This is a genomic window from Microbacterium terregens (genome assembly GCF_039534975.1).
Classification (GTDB): Bacteria; Actinomycetota; Actinomycetes; order Actinomycetales; family Microbacteriaceae; genus Microbacterium; species Microbacterium terregens.
Genome location: NZ_BAAAWH010000001.1, coordinates 234,939 through 250,558 on the forward strand (window position 1 = coordinate 234,939; position 15,620 = coordinate 250,558).

15 protein-coding genes and 1 pseudogene are annotated in these 15,620 nt (G+C 69.8%); 9 read left to right on the forward strand and 7 right to left on the reverse strand.

Annotation, left to right across the window (positions count from 1 at the left end; genetic code table 11):
* Window positions 1-118: 118 nt before the first annotated feature.
* Complete coding sequence (locus ABD655_RS01095; RefSeq protein ID WP_344710790.1) at window positions 119-2,080, reverse strand: M13 family metallopeptidase; 1,962 nt, start codon at window positions 2,078-2,080, stop codon at window positions 119-121.
* A gap of 70 nt (window positions 2,081-2,150) precedes the next feature.
* On the opposite strand from ABD655_RS01095, the pseudogene ABD655_RS01100 reads away from it, so the two are divergent.
* A pseudogene (locus ABD655_RS01100) lies at window positions 2,151-3,469 on the forward strand (MATE family efflux transporter).
* A 172-nt stretch (window positions 3,470-3,641) separates the two neighbouring features.
* Here the strand turns inward: ABD655_RS01100 and ABD655_RS01105 are convergent.
* Window positions 3,642-4,316, reverse strand: coding sequence for a TrmH family RNA methyltransferase (locus ABD655_RS01105; protein ID WP_344710792.1), 675 nt, complete (start codon window positions 4,314-4,316; stop codon window positions 3,642-3,644).
* Between the two features lie 331 nt (window positions 4,317-4,647).
* Between ABD655_RS01105 and ABD655_RS01110 the strand changes: the two genes are divergently transcribed.
* Together ABD655_RS01110 and ABD655_RS01115 are read left to right on the forward strand one after the other, a co-directional pair.
* A complete protein-coding gene (locus ABD655_RS01110; RefSeq protein WP_425561665.1) occupies window positions 4,648-6,000 on the forward strand; it encodes an Nramp family divalent metal transporter in 1,353 nt (450 codons plus the stop codon).
* A gap of 70 nt (window positions 6,001-6,070) precedes the next feature.
* On the forward strand, window positions 6,071-6,706 hold the full coding sequence (locus tag ABD655_RS01115; protein WP_344710794.1) for a metal-dependent transcriptional regulator: 636 nt from the start codon (window positions 6,071-6,073) through the stop codon (window positions 6,704-6,706).
* A gap of 106 nt (window positions 6,707-6,812) precedes the next feature.
* Here the strand turns inward: ABD655_RS01115 and ABD655_RS01120 are convergent, their stop codons facing one another.
* On the reverse strand, window positions 6,813-7,751 hold the full coding sequence (locus ABD655_RS01120) for an SDR family NAD(P)-dependent oxidoreductase (protein ID WP_378720994.1): 939 nt from the start codon (window positions 7,749-7,751) through the stop codon (window positions 6,813-6,815).
* A gap of 134 nt (window positions 7,752-7,885) precedes the next feature.
* Here ABD655_RS01120 and ABD655_RS01125 point away from each other — a divergent pair, with 134 nt between their 5' ends.
* Entirely contained in the window at window positions 7,886-8,701 is an 816-nt protein-coding gene (locus tag ABD655_RS01125; RefSeq protein ID WP_344710798.1) for an HAD-IIA family hydrolase, read from the forward strand.
* A 30-nt stretch (window positions 8,702-8,731) separates the two neighbouring features.
* Window positions 8,732-9,307, forward strand: coding sequence for a YdeI/OmpD-associated family protein (locus tag ABD655_RS01130; RefSeq protein WP_344710800.1), 576 nt, complete (start codon window positions 8,732-8,734; stop codon window positions 9,305-9,307).
* Between the two features lie 240 nt (window positions 9,308-9,547).
* On the opposite strand, the gene pyrE is transcribed toward ABD655_RS01130, so the two are convergent.
* Entirely contained in the window at window positions 9,548-10,129 is a 582-nt protein-coding gene (gene pyrE / locus ABD655_RS01135; RefSeq protein WP_344710802.1) for an orotate phosphoribosyltransferase, read from the reverse strand.
* Between the two features lie 104 nt (window positions 10,130-10,233).
* On the opposite strand from pyrE, the gene ABD655_RS01140 reads away from it, so the two are divergent.
* Both ABD655_RS01140 and ABD655_RS01145 read left to right on the forward strand, forming a co-directional pair.
* The gene (locus ABD655_RS01140) at window positions 10,234-11,079 is read left to right on the forward strand and encodes an exodeoxyribonuclease III (RefSeq protein WP_344710804.1); all 846 of its coding nucleotides are present in this window, start codon (window positions 10,234-10,236) and stop codon (window positions 11,077-11,079) included.
* 130 nt (window positions 11,080-11,209) lie between these two features.
* On the forward strand, window positions 11,210-11,578 hold the full coding sequence (locus ABD655_RS01145) for a hypothetical protein (RefSeq protein ID WP_344710806.1): 369 nt from the start codon (window positions 11,210-11,212) through the stop codon (window positions 11,576-11,578).
* A 13-nt stretch (window positions 11,579-11,591) separates the two neighbouring features.
* On the opposite strand, the gene ABD655_RS01150 is transcribed toward ABD655_RS01145, so the two are convergent.
* The 3 genes from ABD655_RS01150 to ABD655_RS01160 are packed head-to-tail and all read right to left on the reverse strand — an operon-like array spanning window position 11,592 to window position 13,384.
* On the reverse strand, window positions 11,592-12,224 hold the full coding sequence (locus ABD655_RS01150) for a dihydrofolate reductase family protein (RefSeq protein ID WP_344710808.1): 633 nt from the start codon (window positions 12,222-12,224) through the stop codon (window positions 11,592-11,594).
* Window positions 12,225-12,235: 11 nt separating this feature from the next.
* Entirely contained in the window at window positions 12,236-12,943 is a 708-nt protein-coding gene (locus ABD655_RS01155) for a winged helix-turn-helix transcriptional regulator (protein ID WP_344710810.1), read from the reverse strand.
* A 3-nt stretch (window positions 12,944-12,946) separates the two neighbouring features.
* On the reverse strand, window positions 12,947-13,384 hold the full coding sequence (locus ABD655_RS01160) for a VOC family protein (RefSeq protein WP_344710812.1): 438 nt from the start codon (window positions 13,382-13,384) through the stop codon (window positions 12,947-12,949).
* 149 nt (window positions 13,385-13,533) lie between these two features.
* Between ABD655_RS01160 and ABD655_RS01165 the strand changes: the two genes are divergently transcribed.
* Together ABD655_RS01165 and ABD655_RS01170 are read left to right on the forward strand one after the other, a co-directional pair.
* On the forward strand, window positions 13,534-14,808 hold the full coding sequence (locus ABD655_RS01165; protein ID WP_344710814.1) for a sensor histidine kinase: 1,275 nt from the start codon (window positions 13,534-13,536) through the stop codon (window positions 14,806-14,808).
* Between the two features lie 23 nt (window positions 14,809-14,831).
* On the forward strand, window positions 14,832-15,551 hold the full coding sequence (locus ABD655_RS01170; protein ID WP_344710816.1) for a response regulator: 720 nt from the start codon (window positions 14,832-14,834) through the stop codon (window positions 15,549-15,551).
* Window positions 15,552-15,620: the final 69 nt, after the last annotated feature.

Consider the following 15,620-nt stretch of genomic DNA (forward strand, 5'->3'; position numbering starts at 1 on the left):
TGTCAGTGGGAGTGAGTAATGCGCCGTCGGCGCCAGTTGATCATCCGGTGGCGCGCTCTGGGTTGTGGAAAGGATGCAGCGGATGCCGCGCGCGAGTCGGGTGACTGCGCGGAGCGTATCACCAGATGGTTACGCGTTCGTCGGCGTCCAGCCAGAGCTCGTCGGACTCCGTCACCGCGAACGCGTCGTAGAACGCGTCGATGTTGCGGACGATCTGATTGCACCGGAACTCGTTCGGCGAGTGCGGGTCGATGGTCAGCAGCCGGATGGTCTCGGCATCCCGGCCCTTCTGCTGCCAGATCTGCGCCCACGACAGCAGCAGGCGCTGGACGCCGCTGAACCCGTCGATCTCCGGCGCCGGTGCGCCGTCGAGCGACAGCTCGTAGGCCTTGATCGCGATTCCGAGGCCGCCGAGATCGCCGATGTTCTCACCGATCGTGAGAGCGCCGTTGACCGTGTTGTCCTCGGCCAGCCCGCGCGGCACCAGCGCGTTGAACTGCTCGATCAGCACGCTGGTGCGTTCCTCGAAGGCCACGCGGTCGGCATCCGTCCACCAGTCCCGCAGCGAGCCGTCACCGTCGAAGCGACTGCCCTGGTCATCGAACCCGTGGCCGATCTCGTGGCCGATGACGGCGCCGATGCCGCCGTAGTTCGCCGCGGCATCGCGGTCTGCCTCGAAGAAGGGATACTGCAGGATCGCGGCCGGGAAGACGATCTCGTTCATCAACGGGTTGTAGTAGGCGTTGACCGTCTGCGGCGTCATGTACCACTCGTCGCGATCGACCGGCTGGCCGATGCGTCCCAGCTGGCGGTCGTGTTCATGGATGTGCGCGCGTCGGACGTTGCCGATCAGGTCGAGTGCGTCGACCTCCAGCGCGGAGTAGTCCCGCCACTTCACCGGGTAGCCGATCTTCGGGGTGAACGCGTCGAGCTTGGCCAGCGCCCGCTCACGGGTCTCGGGGCTCATCCATTCCAGGTCCGAGATGCTCTGCCGGTAGGCCTCGATGAGGTTGGCGACCAGCTCGTCCATCGCGACCTTGGCCGCCGGCGGGAAGTGCCGCTCGACGTACACCCGCCCGATCGCCTCACCCATCGCGGCCTCGGACAGTCCCACCCCGCGCTTCCAACGCTCACGGTTGACCGGCACGCCGGTCAGCTGCGTTCCGTAGAACGCGAAGTTCTCGTCGACGAACGGGTCGGACAGGAACGCCGCGGCACCGTGGACGATCCGCCAGCGCACCCACGCCTTCCAGTCCTCGAGGCGCTCTTCGCCCAGCAGCGACCCGAGCCCCTCGAAGAAGCTGGGCTGATAGACGTTCACCTCCGCGAACGCGTCCTCGCGGCCCGGCGCGGTGCCCTCGAGCCAGGGGCGAAGATCGACCCCCGCCAGTTCGATGACCTCGGCCCACGGCAGCAGGTTGTAGGTCGCCACGGCGTCGCGGCTCTTCACGTTGTCCCAGTGGTGGGTGGCGATCTCGGTCTCGAGCGCGAAGATGCGATCAGCGGATGCCGCGGCACCCGCCACATCCGCCAGCTCGAGCATCCGCTGGATGTGTCCGCGATAGGTGGTGCGCAGTTCGGCGAAGTTGTCGAGGCGGTAGTAGCTCTCATCCGGCAGCGACAGGCCGCCCTGAACGAGGAACGGCACGTAACGCTGCGGGTTGCCGGGATCGGGTTCGACGTACAGCCCGATCAGGCCTCCGATGCCGTCACGCTCGAGCTCGCCGAGTGTGCGCAGGAGTGCGGGAATCGATGAGATGGCATCCGCCCGAGCGAGCTGGTCCAGGAGCGGTGCACCACCGAGCTCCGCGATGCGCTCGGTGTCCATGAAGCTGGTGTACAGGTCGCCGATCTTGCGCGACTCGGTGCCCGGCTCGGCAACCCGCGTCTCTTCGACGATCGCGTGCACGTCCTTCTCGGCCTGTTCGGCGATCAGGTGGAACGAGCCCCAGCGGGCCTTGTCCTCGGGGATCTCGGTGCGTTCCAACCAGGCGCCGTTCACGTGGCGGAACAGGTCGTCCTGGGGGCGGATCTCGGCACTGAGTTCGTCGAGCGCGAGACCGGAGCGGGTTTCGGTCATGCGTACAGGATAAGCGTCCACGCTGGGCACCCGGACCGGCCTGTGGGCAGGCTCGGCTTAAGCTTCTCGGGTGCCCCGCGACACTCTGAACCGCGACATCCGGCGGCTGGCCGTCCCCGCGCTGGGTTCGCTCGTGGCCGAGCCGCTGTTCCTCATCGTCGACTCCGCACTGGTCGGCCACCTCGGCGTCACACCCCTCGCCGGCCTCGGCATCGCCTCGGCCGTCCTGCAGACGATCGTCGGGCTCATGGTCTTCCTCGCCTACGCCACCACCCCCGCCGTCGCCCGCCGCTTCGGCGCGGGAGACCCGACCCGGGCGGTGTCCGTGGGCATCGACGGCATGTGGCTCGCGCTCGGAATCGGCGCCGTCCTGGCCCTGGTCGGCTACCTGACCACGCCCCTGCTGGTCGGCATGTTCGCAGCGAGCCCGGAGGTCGCCCGGGACGCCGAGACCTACCTCGGCATCTCGATGTGGGGGCTGCCCGCGATGCTCATCGTGTTCGCCGCAACGGGGCTGCTGCGCGGCATGCAGGACACCGTGACACCGCTCTGGATCGCCGGGCTCGGCTTCACCGCCAACGCGCTGCTGAACTGGCTGTTCATCTACGGCTTCGGGTGGGGCATCGGCGGGTCGGCGTTCGGCACCGTCGTGGCCCAGTGGGGCATGGTCGCCGCATACGTCTTCGTGATCGGACGGCTCGCCCGCAGGCACGAGGCATCCATCCGTCCACGTCGCGACGGAGTGCGCGGCTCCGCACGATCGGGCGGCTGGCTCTTCGTCCGGACGGTGTCACTGCGCGTGGCCCTGCTCGCGACGGTGGCGGTGGCAACCGCTCTGGGCACCGAGGAACTGGCCGGCTGGCAGGTCGCGTTCACCATCTTCTCGACCGCCGCCTTCGCCCTGGACGCCCTGGCGCCCGCGCCCAGGCCCTGGTCGGCAAGGGCCTCGGCGCGGGCGACACGGTCGAGGTGCAGCGCACGCTCGGGCGGACCGTCGCCTGGGGCGCCTGGTTCGGCGTGATCGTGGGCGCTGTGATCGGCGCACTCTCGGGTGTGATCGGACTTCTGTTCACCGGGGACGCCGCGCTGGCCGCGCTCATTCAGCCCGCACTGATCGTGCTGGCGGTGGCGCAGCCGCTGTGCGGTGTCGTGTTCGTGCTGGACGGAGTTCTGATCGGCGCCGGAGACGCGAAGTACCTTGCGATCGCGGGTGTGCTCAATCTCATCCCGTTCGTTCCGGTGCTGGTGGTCATCGCCGTCGTCGGGGCGGGCGATGCGGCCGGACTCGCGTGGCTGTCGGTCTCGTTCTTCGGCGTGTACATGCTCGCCCGTTTCGCAACGCTGGGCTGGCGCGTCCGCGGCGCGGCGTGGATGAGCACGGCGGCCTGAGCCGCAGCATCCGCCGCGCATCCCCCCTTCGCTCGCCTGTCACAACACGCCGGCGCGAGCCGCAGAACGCGACAGGCGAACCGGGGATCCTCCCGCTCGCCTGTCACAACACGCTGGCGCGACCCGCAGAACGCGACAGGCGAACCGGGGCGCCGCGGGGGCTGACGGAGGGTCAGGCCGCCGGTGCGACCCAGCGCCGACACCACTCGTACATGACGACGGCCGCGGCGGCCGCGGCGTTGAGGGAGCGGGTCGAGCCGTATTGCGTGATCTCGACGGTTCCGGATGCCGCGGCCAGCGCCTCCGGCGACAGCCCCGGGCCCTCCTGGCCGAAGAAGAGCACGCACCGCTCCGGAAGCTCCGCGCGATCGACCGGCACCGCACCCGGCAGGTTGTCGACCGCGATGACGGGAATGGACGCGGCATCCGCCCACGCTGCGAAGGCCGCGACGTCCTCGTGGTGCCGGACGTGCTGGTAGCGGTCGGTGACCATCGCGCCGCGGCGGTTCCACCGGCGCTTGCCGACGATGTGCACCTCGGCGGCGAGGAAGGCGTTGGCGCTGCGCACGATCGAGCCGATGTTCATGTCGTGCTGCCAGTTCTCGATCGCGACATGGAACGGATGCCGTCGCCCGTCGAGGTCGGCAACGATCGCGTCCATTCGCCAATAGCGGTACTCGTCGATCACGTTGCGCGAATCGCCGTGGGCGAGCAGCTCCGGGTCCAGATGCGGGTCCGCGGGCCAGTTCTCCGGACCGCCGGGCCAGGGTCCGACCCCGTGCGAGAGCACCGGCTCGACGTGCTCTGGGGCACTCGCGGGCGTCTCGGGGAGGGTCGGGTCCGTCACCGGCCCAGGCTACCCGGCGCGGCTGAGCCCGAGCCCCAGCCGCGGCTTCCGCGCGCGCTCGCCTGTCGCAATCTGCCGGGCCGGACGGCACGTCGTGACAGCCGAGCGGCAGGAGGCGCGAGTCGAGACGAGACCCACGCGGGGCTCGCCTGTCGCAATCTGCCGCGCCGAGCGGCAGGAGGCGCGAGTCGAGTCGAGACCCGCGCAGGGCTCGCCTGTCGCAAACCGCCGCGCCGAGCGGCACGTCGTGACAGCCGAGCATCAAACGAGGCTGCGGAACCGCGGGCTCACGGATATTTCGGTGGACCGAAATATCCGCTACAGTTTCGGTGTGCCGAAAACTGCCTCCGACATCGACGTTCGTCCCCCGACAGGACGCGCACCGCGCTCCACCGCTCGTCTCGCGTGGCTGATCGGCCCCGCCCTCGTCGCGGGCGTGGCCTACCTCGACCCCGGCAACGTCGCGAGCAACATGACCGCCGGCGCCCGCTACGGATACCTGCTGGTCTGGGTCGTCGTGCTCGGCAACGTGATGGCCTGGCTGATCCAGTACCTGTCGGCGAAGCTCGGCATCGTAACGGGCCGAAGCCTGCCCGAGACGCTCGGGGGTCGGATCCGCAACCCGTGGGCGCGACGCGCGTACTGGCTGCAGGCCGAGCTCGTCGCGATGGCCACCGACATCGCCGAGGTCATCGGCGGTGCGGTCGCGCTGAACCTGCTCTTCGGCATCCCGCTGCTGTGGGGCGGGGTCATCACCGGGGCGGTGTCGATCGTCCTGCTTATGCTGCAGACGCGGCGCGGACCGCGCACGTTCGAGTTCGTGGTCATCGGGCTCGTCGCGATCATCGCGATCGGCTTCACTTTCGGCGTCTTCATCGCTCCGCCCGACGCGGCAGCGGTCGCCGGCGGGCTGGTCCCGCGCTTCGAAGACACCGGTTCGGTGCTGCTGGCGGCATCCATCCTCGGTGCGACGATCATGCCGCACCCCATCTACGCCCACAGTGCGCTCGCACGTGATCGCTTCGCCCCGATCGCCGCCGGGCAGCCCGAGGTGTTCCAGTCCACCACCGAGACCGCCACCGAGCGCAACGTCCGCGCGAACGGCGAACTCGAGGAGAAGCGCGGCATCTCGACGGCGCGCCTCCTTCGTGCCACCAAGTGGGACGTCAGCATCGCGATGCTGATCGCCGGAACGGTCAACCTCTGCATCCTGCTGCTGGCCGCTGCCAACCTCTCCGGCGTCGCCGGCACCGACACGCTCGAGGGCGCGTACGCGGCGCTGCGCGACGGCATCGGCCCGCTGGTCGCGACCCTGTTCGCCGTCGGACTCCTCGCCAGCGGCCTGGCCTCAACGAGCGTCGGCGCGTACGCCGGCGCCGAGATCATGCACGGACTCCTGCACGTCCGCATCCCGCTTCTCGCACGGCGACTGGTCACGCTGATCCCCGCGCTCGCGATCCTGGCTCTCGGCGCCGACCCCACGCTCGCCCTCGTGCTCAGCCAGGTCGTGCTGTCCTTCGGCATCCCGTTCGCGCTGATCCCGCTGGTCGTCCTGACCGCCCAGCGCCGCACGCTCGGCCGGTTCCGCAACCGCGGCGTGACAACCGCGACGGGGGTCGCGGCATCCGTGTTCCTCATCACTCTGAACGGCGTGCTCCTCTGGCTGGTGCTCAGCGGTGCGTGAGAACCGACCGATGCGCTCGGCAACGGTCCTGACCACGTGCGACGTGAGCGCCGCCGGGTAGCCTGGGCGCGTGCCTTCCCCCGCCGTCGACGACTATCTGAAGACGATCTACCACCACACCGAGTGGCAGGACGATCGGATCACGCCGTCGCAGCTGGCCGCCGAACCGGGCCTGGCCCCGTCGAGCGTCACGGAGATGGTTCAGAAGCTCGCCGCACAAGGGCTCGTGACGCACCGGCCGTACGGCCCGATCTCACTCAGCCCGGAGGGAACCCGCCGCGCAGCGTCGATCATCCGCCGCCACCGGCTCGTCGAGACGTGGCTGGTCCGCGACTTCGGCTACACGTGGGACGAAGTCCACGACGAGGCCGAGGTCCTCGAGCACGCCCTCAGCGACCGACTGCTCGAGGGCATCGACGAGCGACTCGGCCGCCCGCGGTTCGACCCGCACGGCGATGCGATTCCGGATGCCGCGGGCACGGTGCACCGCGAACCCTTCGTCCTGCTCGCCGACGCCGTGCCGGGTCACTCCGGCCGCGTGCTGCGGGTCAGCGACCGTGACCCCCACCTGCTGCGGGCCGTCGAGGCGGCGGGCGTGGCCGTCGGAGCCGAGGTGGCGGTGACGGATGCTGCGACCCTCCGGATCGACGGAGCCGACGTCGCGCTGCCGGACGCCGCGGCGGGCGCGATCTGGCTCAGCGCGTAACGCGCAGCGGTCGGCGCGGCAGGGACCTCAGCGCGCAACGCGCATCGGCGGCCGCGGCAGGACGTGTAACGCGCGGCAGGGACGCCGGCGCCGGCTCGGTCGCGGATCAGCGGCCCAGCACGCGCACGCCGGCGGCCTTCGCGAAGGGCCAGCGGACGGCCGTCGCGTCTTCGCAAAAGGTCCACATGCGCGCGGCGATCTCGGTGTCGCGGCTGATCTTGGATGCCGTCGCGCGATGCGGCGCGCCGCGCGTGACGAATCGCGGTCCCCAGAACTCGCCACCCGCGATGGCGGGATCGACCAGCGCGCGCACCAGCGTCCACGCCCCGCGCTCCTTGGACTGCGTGATCGCGAACTGCAGGTTGTCGGCGAACCGCCCGAGTCTGGTGGGCTCGTTCACGCCCCGGATGCCGGGCGTCCGTCCGCTCGTGGAGTAGCCGGGGTGCGCGACGACGCTGGTCACCGGGACCCCCTCGTGGCGCAGCCGCCGGTCCGCTTCGAGTCCGAGGCCCGCTGTCGTCACCTTGGACTGCACGTAGGCGCGCCATCCCGTGTAGTCCTCCACCAGCTGCGGGTCGACCGGGTCGTACTTCCACAGCGACGTCGACATGCTGCCCAGCCACACCATCCGACCGGATGCCGCGGCCAGCGAGGTCAGCAGCTCTCCGGCTAGCGCGAAATGGCCCAGGACGTTCGTGGCGAAGACGAGCTCGTGCCCGTCTCCGGTGGTCTGGCGGGTCTTCGGCGGATGCACGACTCCGGCGTTCAGCAGGAGGCCGTCCAGCGCTCCGCGAGCGGCGACCGTCGCGGCGGCGGCGCGCACCGAGCCCAGGTTGCTGGTGTCCAGGAGGAGCGTCTGGACGCGGTCGCCGGTGTCCGGCAGCCGTCGCCGCAGCGCCGCGCGCGCCGCCATGAGCCGATTGGGACTGCGGCCGGTCATGAGCACGCCGGCACCCGCGCGGGCCAGCTGCTCGCTCGCGAAGTACCCGAGCCCTCTGTTCGAGCCGGTCACGAGGTAGGTGCGACCGGTCAGGTCGGGGAGCATCACGGGGTCCCACGCCTGTTCTCGCGCCACGACATCGAGCCTACGGCTGTTGCCCACTCCTCGCCGCCCCGAGTGGGCTGCGAGGCGAGCGGCGGTCGGGCGAGCGCGTCACACCGGCCGGATAGGCTGTGCGCATGCGGAGCCGCGCCGACATCGAATGCTGGCTGACAGACATGGACGGCGTCCTCGTCCACGAGAACACACCCGTCCCCGGCGCCTCCGAACTGCTGCAGCAGTGGCGCGACCAGGGCACGCCGTTCCTCGTGCTCACCAACAACTCGATCTTCACCCCGCGCGATCTGAGCGCGCGGCTGCGGGCGTCCGGGCTGGTCGTGCCAGAGGAGTCCATCTGGACCTCGGCGCTGGCGACCGCCGACTTCCTGAAGGGCCAGGCACCCGGGGCCAGCGCCTTCGTGATCGGCGAGGCGGGGCTGACCACCGCCCTGCACGAAGCGGGCTACATCATGACCGAGACCTACCCCGACTACGTGGTCGTCGGCGAGACCCGCAACTACTCCTTCGAGGCCATCACGAAGGCGATCCGCTTCATCGCCGACGGCGCGCGCTTCATCGCCACCAACCCGGACGCCACCGGACCGTCCGTCGACGGCATCCTGCCCGCGACGGGCGCGATCAGCGCCCTCATCACCAAGACCACCGGCAAGGAGCCGTACGTCGTCGGCAAGCCGAACCCGATGATGTTCCGCTCGGCGCTGAACCGGATCGGCGCGCACTCCGAGAACACCGGGATGATCGGAGACCGGATGGACACCGACATCGTCGCGGGCATCGAGGCCGGGCTGCACACCGTGCTGGTGCTCACGGGCATCAGCGACGCGGCCGAGATCGAGCGGTATCCGTTCCGCCCCGACGAGGTGCTCGATTCGGTCGCCGACCTGCTGGCGGCCGAGCCGATGGAGACCGACCTGCCCGAATCGGACGTGCTGTGAAGGTACGGGCATGAGGGGAGGCGGGCACTGATGGGGGCTCTCGACGACGGCGAGCGTGTTCATGCACCGGATGCCGCGACCTGGCGCGCCTGGCTCGAGGAGAACCACGCGACCTCCAAGGGCGCGTGGCTCGTGCGCGCGCGCCCGGGCTCGGACGTTCAGGCCGTGGCGTACGAGGACTCGATCCTGCATGCCCTCTGCTTCGGCTGGATCGACGGGCCGGTACGCAGCTTCGACGAGCGGATCGGTGGACTCTGGTTCGCGCCGCGCCGCCCCTCGAGCGGGTGGGCGGCGACGAACAAGGCACGCGTCATCCTGCTCGAGGAGCAGGGACTCATGGCCGAGCCCGGCCGCCGCGCGATCGAGGTCGCGAAGGCCAACGGCGCATGGACCGTGTTCGACAACGCCGAGGCCATGCGTGAGCCCGACGACTTCGCCGCCGCGCTCGATGCCTCACCCGCGGCGCGCGCGGAGTGGGACGCATTCCCTCCGTCCGCCCGGAAGATGGGGATCGGCCAGGTGGACGCGGCGCGACGTCCCGAGACGCGCGCGAGCCGCATCGCGAAGATCGTGGCGGATGCCGCGAACGGAAAGAGGCCGTCATGAGCCGCTCCGCGCACAGGAGGCCGGTATGAGCGACTTCGAGCAGACGCTGCTGTTCGCGGCGACCGCGATCGTCCTGGTCGGGACGCTCATCGTGTTCGTCTGGCAGTACCTGCGCAACAACCGCAAGGACTGAGGAGGGTCTCGGCCGCGACGGGTCTCGATACGCTCGCTGGCGCTCGCTACTCGACCTTGACCCGAGCCGCATCAACGCGGGCCTGGCCCGCATTGATCCGGCTCGCGTCAATACTGCGGGGTCAGGCCCAGGTCGTCGAGGTCGATCGCGGCGAGCCACGTCAGGCCCTCGGCCTCGATGGCCGCCTGCGCGCCGGTCCTGCGGTCGACGATGACGGCGACCGCCACCGGCTCGGCGCCCTCGCGACGCAGGGCTTCGACGGCCTTCAGCGCCGACTGGCCCGTGGTGGAGGTGTCTTCGAGCACGACGACCCGCTTGCCCGCGACGTCCGCACCCTCGACCTGGCGGCCGCGGCCATGGTCCTTGGGCTCCTTGCGCACCACGAACGCATCCAACGGGACGTCGGTGCGTGCCGACTCGTGCATCACCGCGTTCGCGATCGGGTCGGCGCCGAGGGTCAGGCCGCCGACGGCCACGACGCCGTCGATGTCGCGGACGAGGTCCAGCATGATGCGGCCGATCGCCGGCGCGGCACGGTGGTCCAGCGTGAGCTTGCGCATATCGACGTAGTACGTGGCCTTCTTGCCGCTGGACAGCGTGAAGTCCCCGTGGAACACGGCCTCGTCCTGAATCAGCGCGATGAGCGCCTGACGGTCGGCTTCGATTTCGGGCGTGCTGGCGGCGGTCATGACTCCGAGTTTACGGACGCGGACGAGGCGCCCGACCATCGCGTCGATGCGCGCTCCGCGACCGGCACGCCGGGGCGTCGCCGGCTCGCCGTAGTCTTGTCCGCATGCGGCTTGCCACGTGGAACGTCAACTCCGTCCGTGCTCGGGTGGACCGGATCATCGACTTCGCGGTGCGCGAATCGATCGATGTGCTGGCGATGCAGGAGATCAAGTGCAAGGCCGAGCAGTTCCCCTTCGAGATGTTCGAAGACGCCGGCTACCACGTCGAAGCGCACGGGTTCTCGCAGTGGAACGGTGTCGCGATCGCGAGCCGGGAGCAGCTCACCGACGTGGAACATGCCTTTCCCGGCATGCCCGGTTTCGAGAAGGACCATGCGGGGCCGGACGCTCCGCAGGAAGCGCGGGCGATCGGTGCCACCGTGGGCGGCGTGCGGGTGTGGAGCCTCTACGTTCCCAACGGTCGGTCACTCGGCGACCCGCACTATTTCTACAAGCTGGAGTGGCTGAGCGCCCTGCAGCAGTACACGTCCGAGACGCTGGCGACCACGCCGGACCTTGCGCTCGCGCTGACCGGCGACTTCAACATCGCGCCGACGGATGCCGACAACGGCGACCCCGCGGTGGTCCAGGGCTTCGCGACGCACATCTCACCGCCCGAGCGCGAGGCATTCGCCGCTCTCGAGTCGGCCGGCCTGACCGACGTCGTCCGTCCGCTCGTGCCGACCGGATTCACCTACTGGGACTACAAGCAGCTGCGCTTCCCTCGCAACGAGGGGATGCGCATCGATTTCATCCTGGGCTCCCACGCGCTCGCGACCGCTGTCACCGGCGCCGCGATCCACCGCAACGAGCGCAAGGGCAAGGCGCCGAGCGATCACGTCCCCGTGGTCGTCGACCTCGACTTGGCCTCCCCCGAGGACGACGACGATCGCCCGATGATCTTCGGCTGAGCGACCGCGAAACTGTCACTATCGCCGCAGTTGCGGCATCCGCTACTGTGTGGCGAACCCGAAGCACACCGATGCGACTGTGAACCGACGCGACTGTCGACGACCCGAAGCTCGACAGGAAGGCGCCGCCATGGCTGGAACCCGCCCGGGAGGGGTCACCCTCGTCGCTGTTCTGGCCTGGATCTCCGGTGCCGTCAACATCGTCGCCGGAATCCTGCTGCTGATCGCCGCCCTCATGGCGCCGGACGCGCTCTGGTTGGGGCTGATCCAGCTCGCGCTCGGCATCATCACGATCGTGGTGAGCATCGGGCTGCTTCGCGGAAGCAATGGCGCGCGGATCGTCGTGACGGTCGTGTTCGTGCTGAACCTGATCTCGGCGGTGTTCGTGATCTTCTCCCAGCAGGCGCAGGTCTGGTCCGGGATCGTCTCCGGCGTCGTGGTGCTGATCGGTCTGGTGCTGCTCTGGACGCGCCGGGCCAATGCGTTCTTCCAGGTCTGATCCGCGGCGCGGATCAGAGACCGCGGTCGTCCGCTCCCATGTCCCCGGTGCGCACTTCGCCCGCGGGACCGTAACGCAGCAGCACCGCCCCCTGGGCCGAGACCAGCGGGCGCTCCAGCAGTGTCATCGTCGCCGGCGCGGCGCCGTCCGGGAAGAGCTTCTTGCCCTGCCCCAGCACGACCGGGTACACCCACAGGCTGAGCTCGTCGTAGGCGCCCGCGGCCAGCAGGGACTGGACGAAGTCGATGCTGCCGATCACGTGGATCCGCTCGTGCTTGTCCCGCAGCGCGACGACGTCGGCGACGGCATCCGGTCCCAGCTGTGACGTGCCCGCCCAGTCCAGCGCCAGCGGGTGACGGGATGCGACGTACTTCGGGATCCTGTTGAACGTCTGGGCGATCGGGGCGTCCGCGCCGGTGTGCTGGGGCCAGTAGGACGCGAAGATGTCGTAGGTCTTCCGGCCCAGCACCAGCGCGTCCATCGCGGCGATACCCTCGCCGACGGACCGGCCGTCCACCTCGCCGATCAGAGGCGCCTGCCATCCGCCGAACGGGAAGCCCGATTCGCGGTCCTCGTCCGGGCCGCCCGGCGCCTGGGCCACGCCGTCCAGGGTGAGAAACAGATCGATGTAGATCCGACCGGTCATGGGTTGTCCTTTCATGCCGCAGCCGCGGGGACTGCAGCGGGTGAGTCGATGTGGAATGTCGAGGCGAACCCCTCGAGCAGGTCCGCCCGCCCCGAGACCACGGCGAGCACGTCCTGCGCGATGGCCTCGGCGGGAGTCAGCTCCCCCGAGATGAGGCGGCGGATCCCCGGCCCTGCCGCGAACACCAGGTCGGCCTCCCCCGTGGGCAGCCGACCCCCCACGGGCGGGGCCGGTGGGGCGAGCTGAGCGATCCGTAGGTGCTCGCCGTCCACCTGAACCCGCAGCGCGACCTCGCCGACGTGCACTTCGTAGTCGGCCGCAGGCAGTCCGGCCGCGGCATCCGCTCGGAAAGCGGTCCGCAGCGCCATCGTCAGGGAGTCCGCGGTCACGACGTCGTCGGGACCGGGTTCGCCCATCTGTCGGAAGCCCCACCGGCCCAGCGCGAGCACGATCGGCTCGAGCTCGCGCCCGTAGTCGGTGAGTTCGTACACGAGCCCGGTTCGGTACAGCGGCGCGCGGCGCACGACACCGCCCTCCTGGAGTTCCTTCAACCGTGTGGAGAGGATGTTGGTGGGGATCTTCGGCAAGCCCTGCTTGAGGTCCGTGTACCGACGCGGGCCGACGAGCAGATCGCGGACGATGAGCATCGCCCATCGCTCGCCGATCAACTCGACGGCCGTCGTGACCCCGCAGTACTGCCCGTAGCTGCGAGAGGCCACCCGCTACGCCTGGGCGTGCTCGGCCAGGTACACCTCGGGGCCCTGTTCCGCCGCCTGCGGCTCCATGTAGAGGAACCCGAGGATGTTGCCGTCGGGGTCTTCCAGATCCCGGCTGTACATGAAGCCGTAATCCTGCGCCGGCTTGGGCTCGGTGCCACCACTGGCCAGTCCCGCGGCCATGATCGCGTCGACCTCGTCGCGCGAGTCACGACTGAGCCCGATGCTCGTCTGCGCGTGGGTCTTCGGGTCGATGATCTGCTTGTCGGTGAAGGTCGCGAAGTACTCCTTGGTGAGCACCATGAAGAAGACGTTCTCGTCCCAGACGATGCACGCGGCGTTCTCGTCGGTGAACAGCGGATTGATGCCGGCGCCGAGAGCGGTGTAGAACGCCTTCGCGCGTTCCAGATCGGACGTCGGGATGTTGACGAAGATGTGCGTCATTTCTTTCTCCTTGCCGGTCGTGTGTGCGGCTCCGCCGCGGGTGATGACGACATGGTTGCAAAAAGCAAGTGTGCTTGTCAATAGCAAGTGTCGGCGTCTCCGCCCCACGGGGGATGTTCGTCGACCGGCTCCCCCGTACCGTGGATGCCATGCCCGTGCTCACCGTTCCCGCCGGGGCGACGACTCGCCCGCGCCCGACCCCGAACGAGCTCCGCGCCGACATCTGGCTCGCCGGCGGACTCCTCCTGGGCGCGATCCTGAGCGCGGCTCTCGGCTCGGTGGCCGGGGTGTACGGCGAGGACAGCACGCACCTGAGCTGGGCGCTGCTCTACACGGTCGCGCTGACCGCGCCGCTGGCCGTTCGCCGCCGGTTCCCCGAGATCGCCGCCGTCGTCGTCGCCGTGGCGTTCTTCGTGGGCGTCTCACTGAAGGTTCCCGAGCTGTACGTCGGCAACATCGCTCTGTTCATCGCCATGTATACAGTCGGCGCCTGGGTGGACGACCGTCGCCGCGCGAACCTCATCCGCATCCTGATCATCGTCGGCATGTTCGGGTGGCTCCTGATCACCACGTTCCAGTCCGCGACGGCACCCACCGACGAAGGCTTCTCGCGGGTGGGTGTGTTCTCGCCGTTCGTGGCGTTCATGCTGATCCAGTTCCTCGTGAACGCCGCATTCTTCGGGGGCGCGTACTACATGGGTGATCGGGCATATGCCGCGGCGATCGAACGCACCGCTCTGCACGAGCGCACCGTCGAGCTCGAACGCGAGCGCGAGCGCACCTCCGCCCAGGCCGTCGCCCTCGATCGGGTGCGGATCGCGCGCGAACTGCACGACGTGGTCGCGCATCATGTGTCGGCCATGGGCGTTCAGGCCGGCGCCGCGCGGGCTGTGCTGGAACGTGATCCCGAGGCCGCGCGCGGTGCCCTCCTCGGCATCGAGTCCTCGGCCCGATCCGCCCTGACCGAACTGCGTCAACTGCTGGAGACCCTGCGCACCCCGCAGGGCGCCGAGCCGAGCGAATCCACGGTCAGCCTCGCCGCGCTTCCGCAGCTCATCGAGCACGCCCGCGAGAACGGCCTGCCGACCAGCTTCACCATCGTCGGGGAGCCGGTCGAGGTCCCCGCGCTCGCGCAGGTGAACATGTACCGCATTGCACAGGAGGCGCTGACGAACGCGCGCCGCCACGGCGGACCGGATGCCGCGGCCGACGTCCGGCTGCGGTACGACGTCGCCGATGTCGAGCTGGAGGTGACCAACACCGGTCGCGCATCATCGCTCGCCCGGCCCGGGCTCGGCATCGTGGGGATGCGCGAGCGCGCCGCGGCCTCGGGCGGCGAGATCGAGATCGGCCCGCGCGGGCGGGGCGGGTTCCTCGTGCGTGCGCGGATCCCGGTCCCTGCGCACGCCGGGCTCCGGGCATGAGGAGGCCCAGGACGAGCGGAGCGATGACAGGATCCGAAGGGCCGATCCGCGTGCTGCTCGTGGACGACCACGCCGTGATGCGCGCCGGCTTCCGGATGATCCTCGAGACCGAGCCCGACATCGTCGTGGCCGGCGAGGCTGCCACCGGCGTGGAGGCGGTCGCCGCGGCATCCGCTCTGCGCCCCGACGTCATCTGCATGGACGTCCAGATGCCCGACATGGACGGGCTCGAGGCGACCCGCCGCATCGTGGCGGATGCCGATCTCGACGCCGCGGTCGTGATCGTGACGACGTTCGACCGCGATGACTATTTGTTCCGGGCGCTCGCGGTCGGAGCCAGCGGCTTCCTGCTGAAGAACGCGGGTCCGGAAGAGCTCATCTCGGCCGTCCGCGTGGCCGCGGCCGGTGATGCACTGCTGGCCCCGGAGGTGACGCGGCGCGTGATCGAGCGCTTCGCGACGCTCGAGGACCCGGCGGCGAGCCGGGATCAGCCCGACGCCGTCTCCGCAGGCGGTTCGGCGCCACAGGCTCGCGAGGCGGACATGGCTGGGCCCGGATTCACCGATCGGGAGAAGGAGGTGCTCCACCTGCTTGCCCAGGCGCTGAGCAACGCCGAGATCGCCTCGCGCCTGTACATCGGCGAGGCGACGGTCAAAACGCACGTCTCGAACGTGCTGCAGAAGCTCGGCGCCCGAGATCGCGTGGCCGCCGTGGTCTACGCGCACCGGAACGGTCTGGCCTGAGGGCGCCATGGACGCGCTGAGCGGCGGTGACGGCGTACGACTCCCGCTCCGGCGAGCAGCTCGGCTGCC

Coding starts and splice junctions, on each gene's coding strand:
- ABD655_RS01130 (WP_344710800.1), top strand. CDS start 8,732: ATGGGGGCTCTCGACGACGGCGAGCGTGTTCATGCACCGGATGCCGCG.
- ABD655_RS01140 (WP_344710804.1), top strand. CDS start 10,234: ATGCGGCTTGCCACGTGGAACGTCAACTCCGTCCGTGCTCGGGTGGAC.
- ABD655_RS01120 (WP_378720994.1), bottom strand. CDS start 7,751: ATGCTCCCCGACCTGACCGGTCGCACCTACCTCGTGACCGGCTCGAAC.
- ABD655_RS01160 (WP_344710812.1), bottom strand. CDS start 13,384: ATGACGCACATCTTCGTCAACATCCCGACGTCCGATCTGGAACGCGCG.
- ABD655_RS01145 (WP_344710806.1), top strand. CDS start 11,210: ATGGCTGGAACCCGCCCGGGAGGGGTCACCCTCGTCGCTGTTCTGGCC.
- ABD655_RS01125 (WP_344710798.1), top strand. CDS start 7,886: ATGCGGAGCCGCGCCGACATCGAATGCTGGCTGACAGACATGGACGGC.
- ABD655_RS01095 (WP_344710790.1), bottom strand. CDS start 2,080: ATGACCGAAACCCGCTCCGGTCTCGCGCTCGACGAACTCAGTGCCGAG.
- ABD655_RS01165 (WP_344710814.1), top strand. CDS start 13,534: ATGCCCGTGCTCACCGTTCCCGCCGGGGCGACGACTCGCCCGCGCCCG.
- ABD655_RS01150 (WP_344710808.1), bottom strand. CDS start 12,224: ATGACCGGTCGGATCTACATCGATCTGTTTCTCACCCTGGACGGCGTG.
- ABD655_RS01170 (WP_344710816.1), top strand. CDS start 14,832: ATGACAGGATCCGAAGGGCCGATCCGCGTGCTGCTCGTGGACGACCAC.
- pyrE (WP_344710802.1), bottom strand. CDS start 10,129: ATGACCGCCGCCAGCACGCCCGAAATCGAAGCCGACCGTCAGGCGCTC.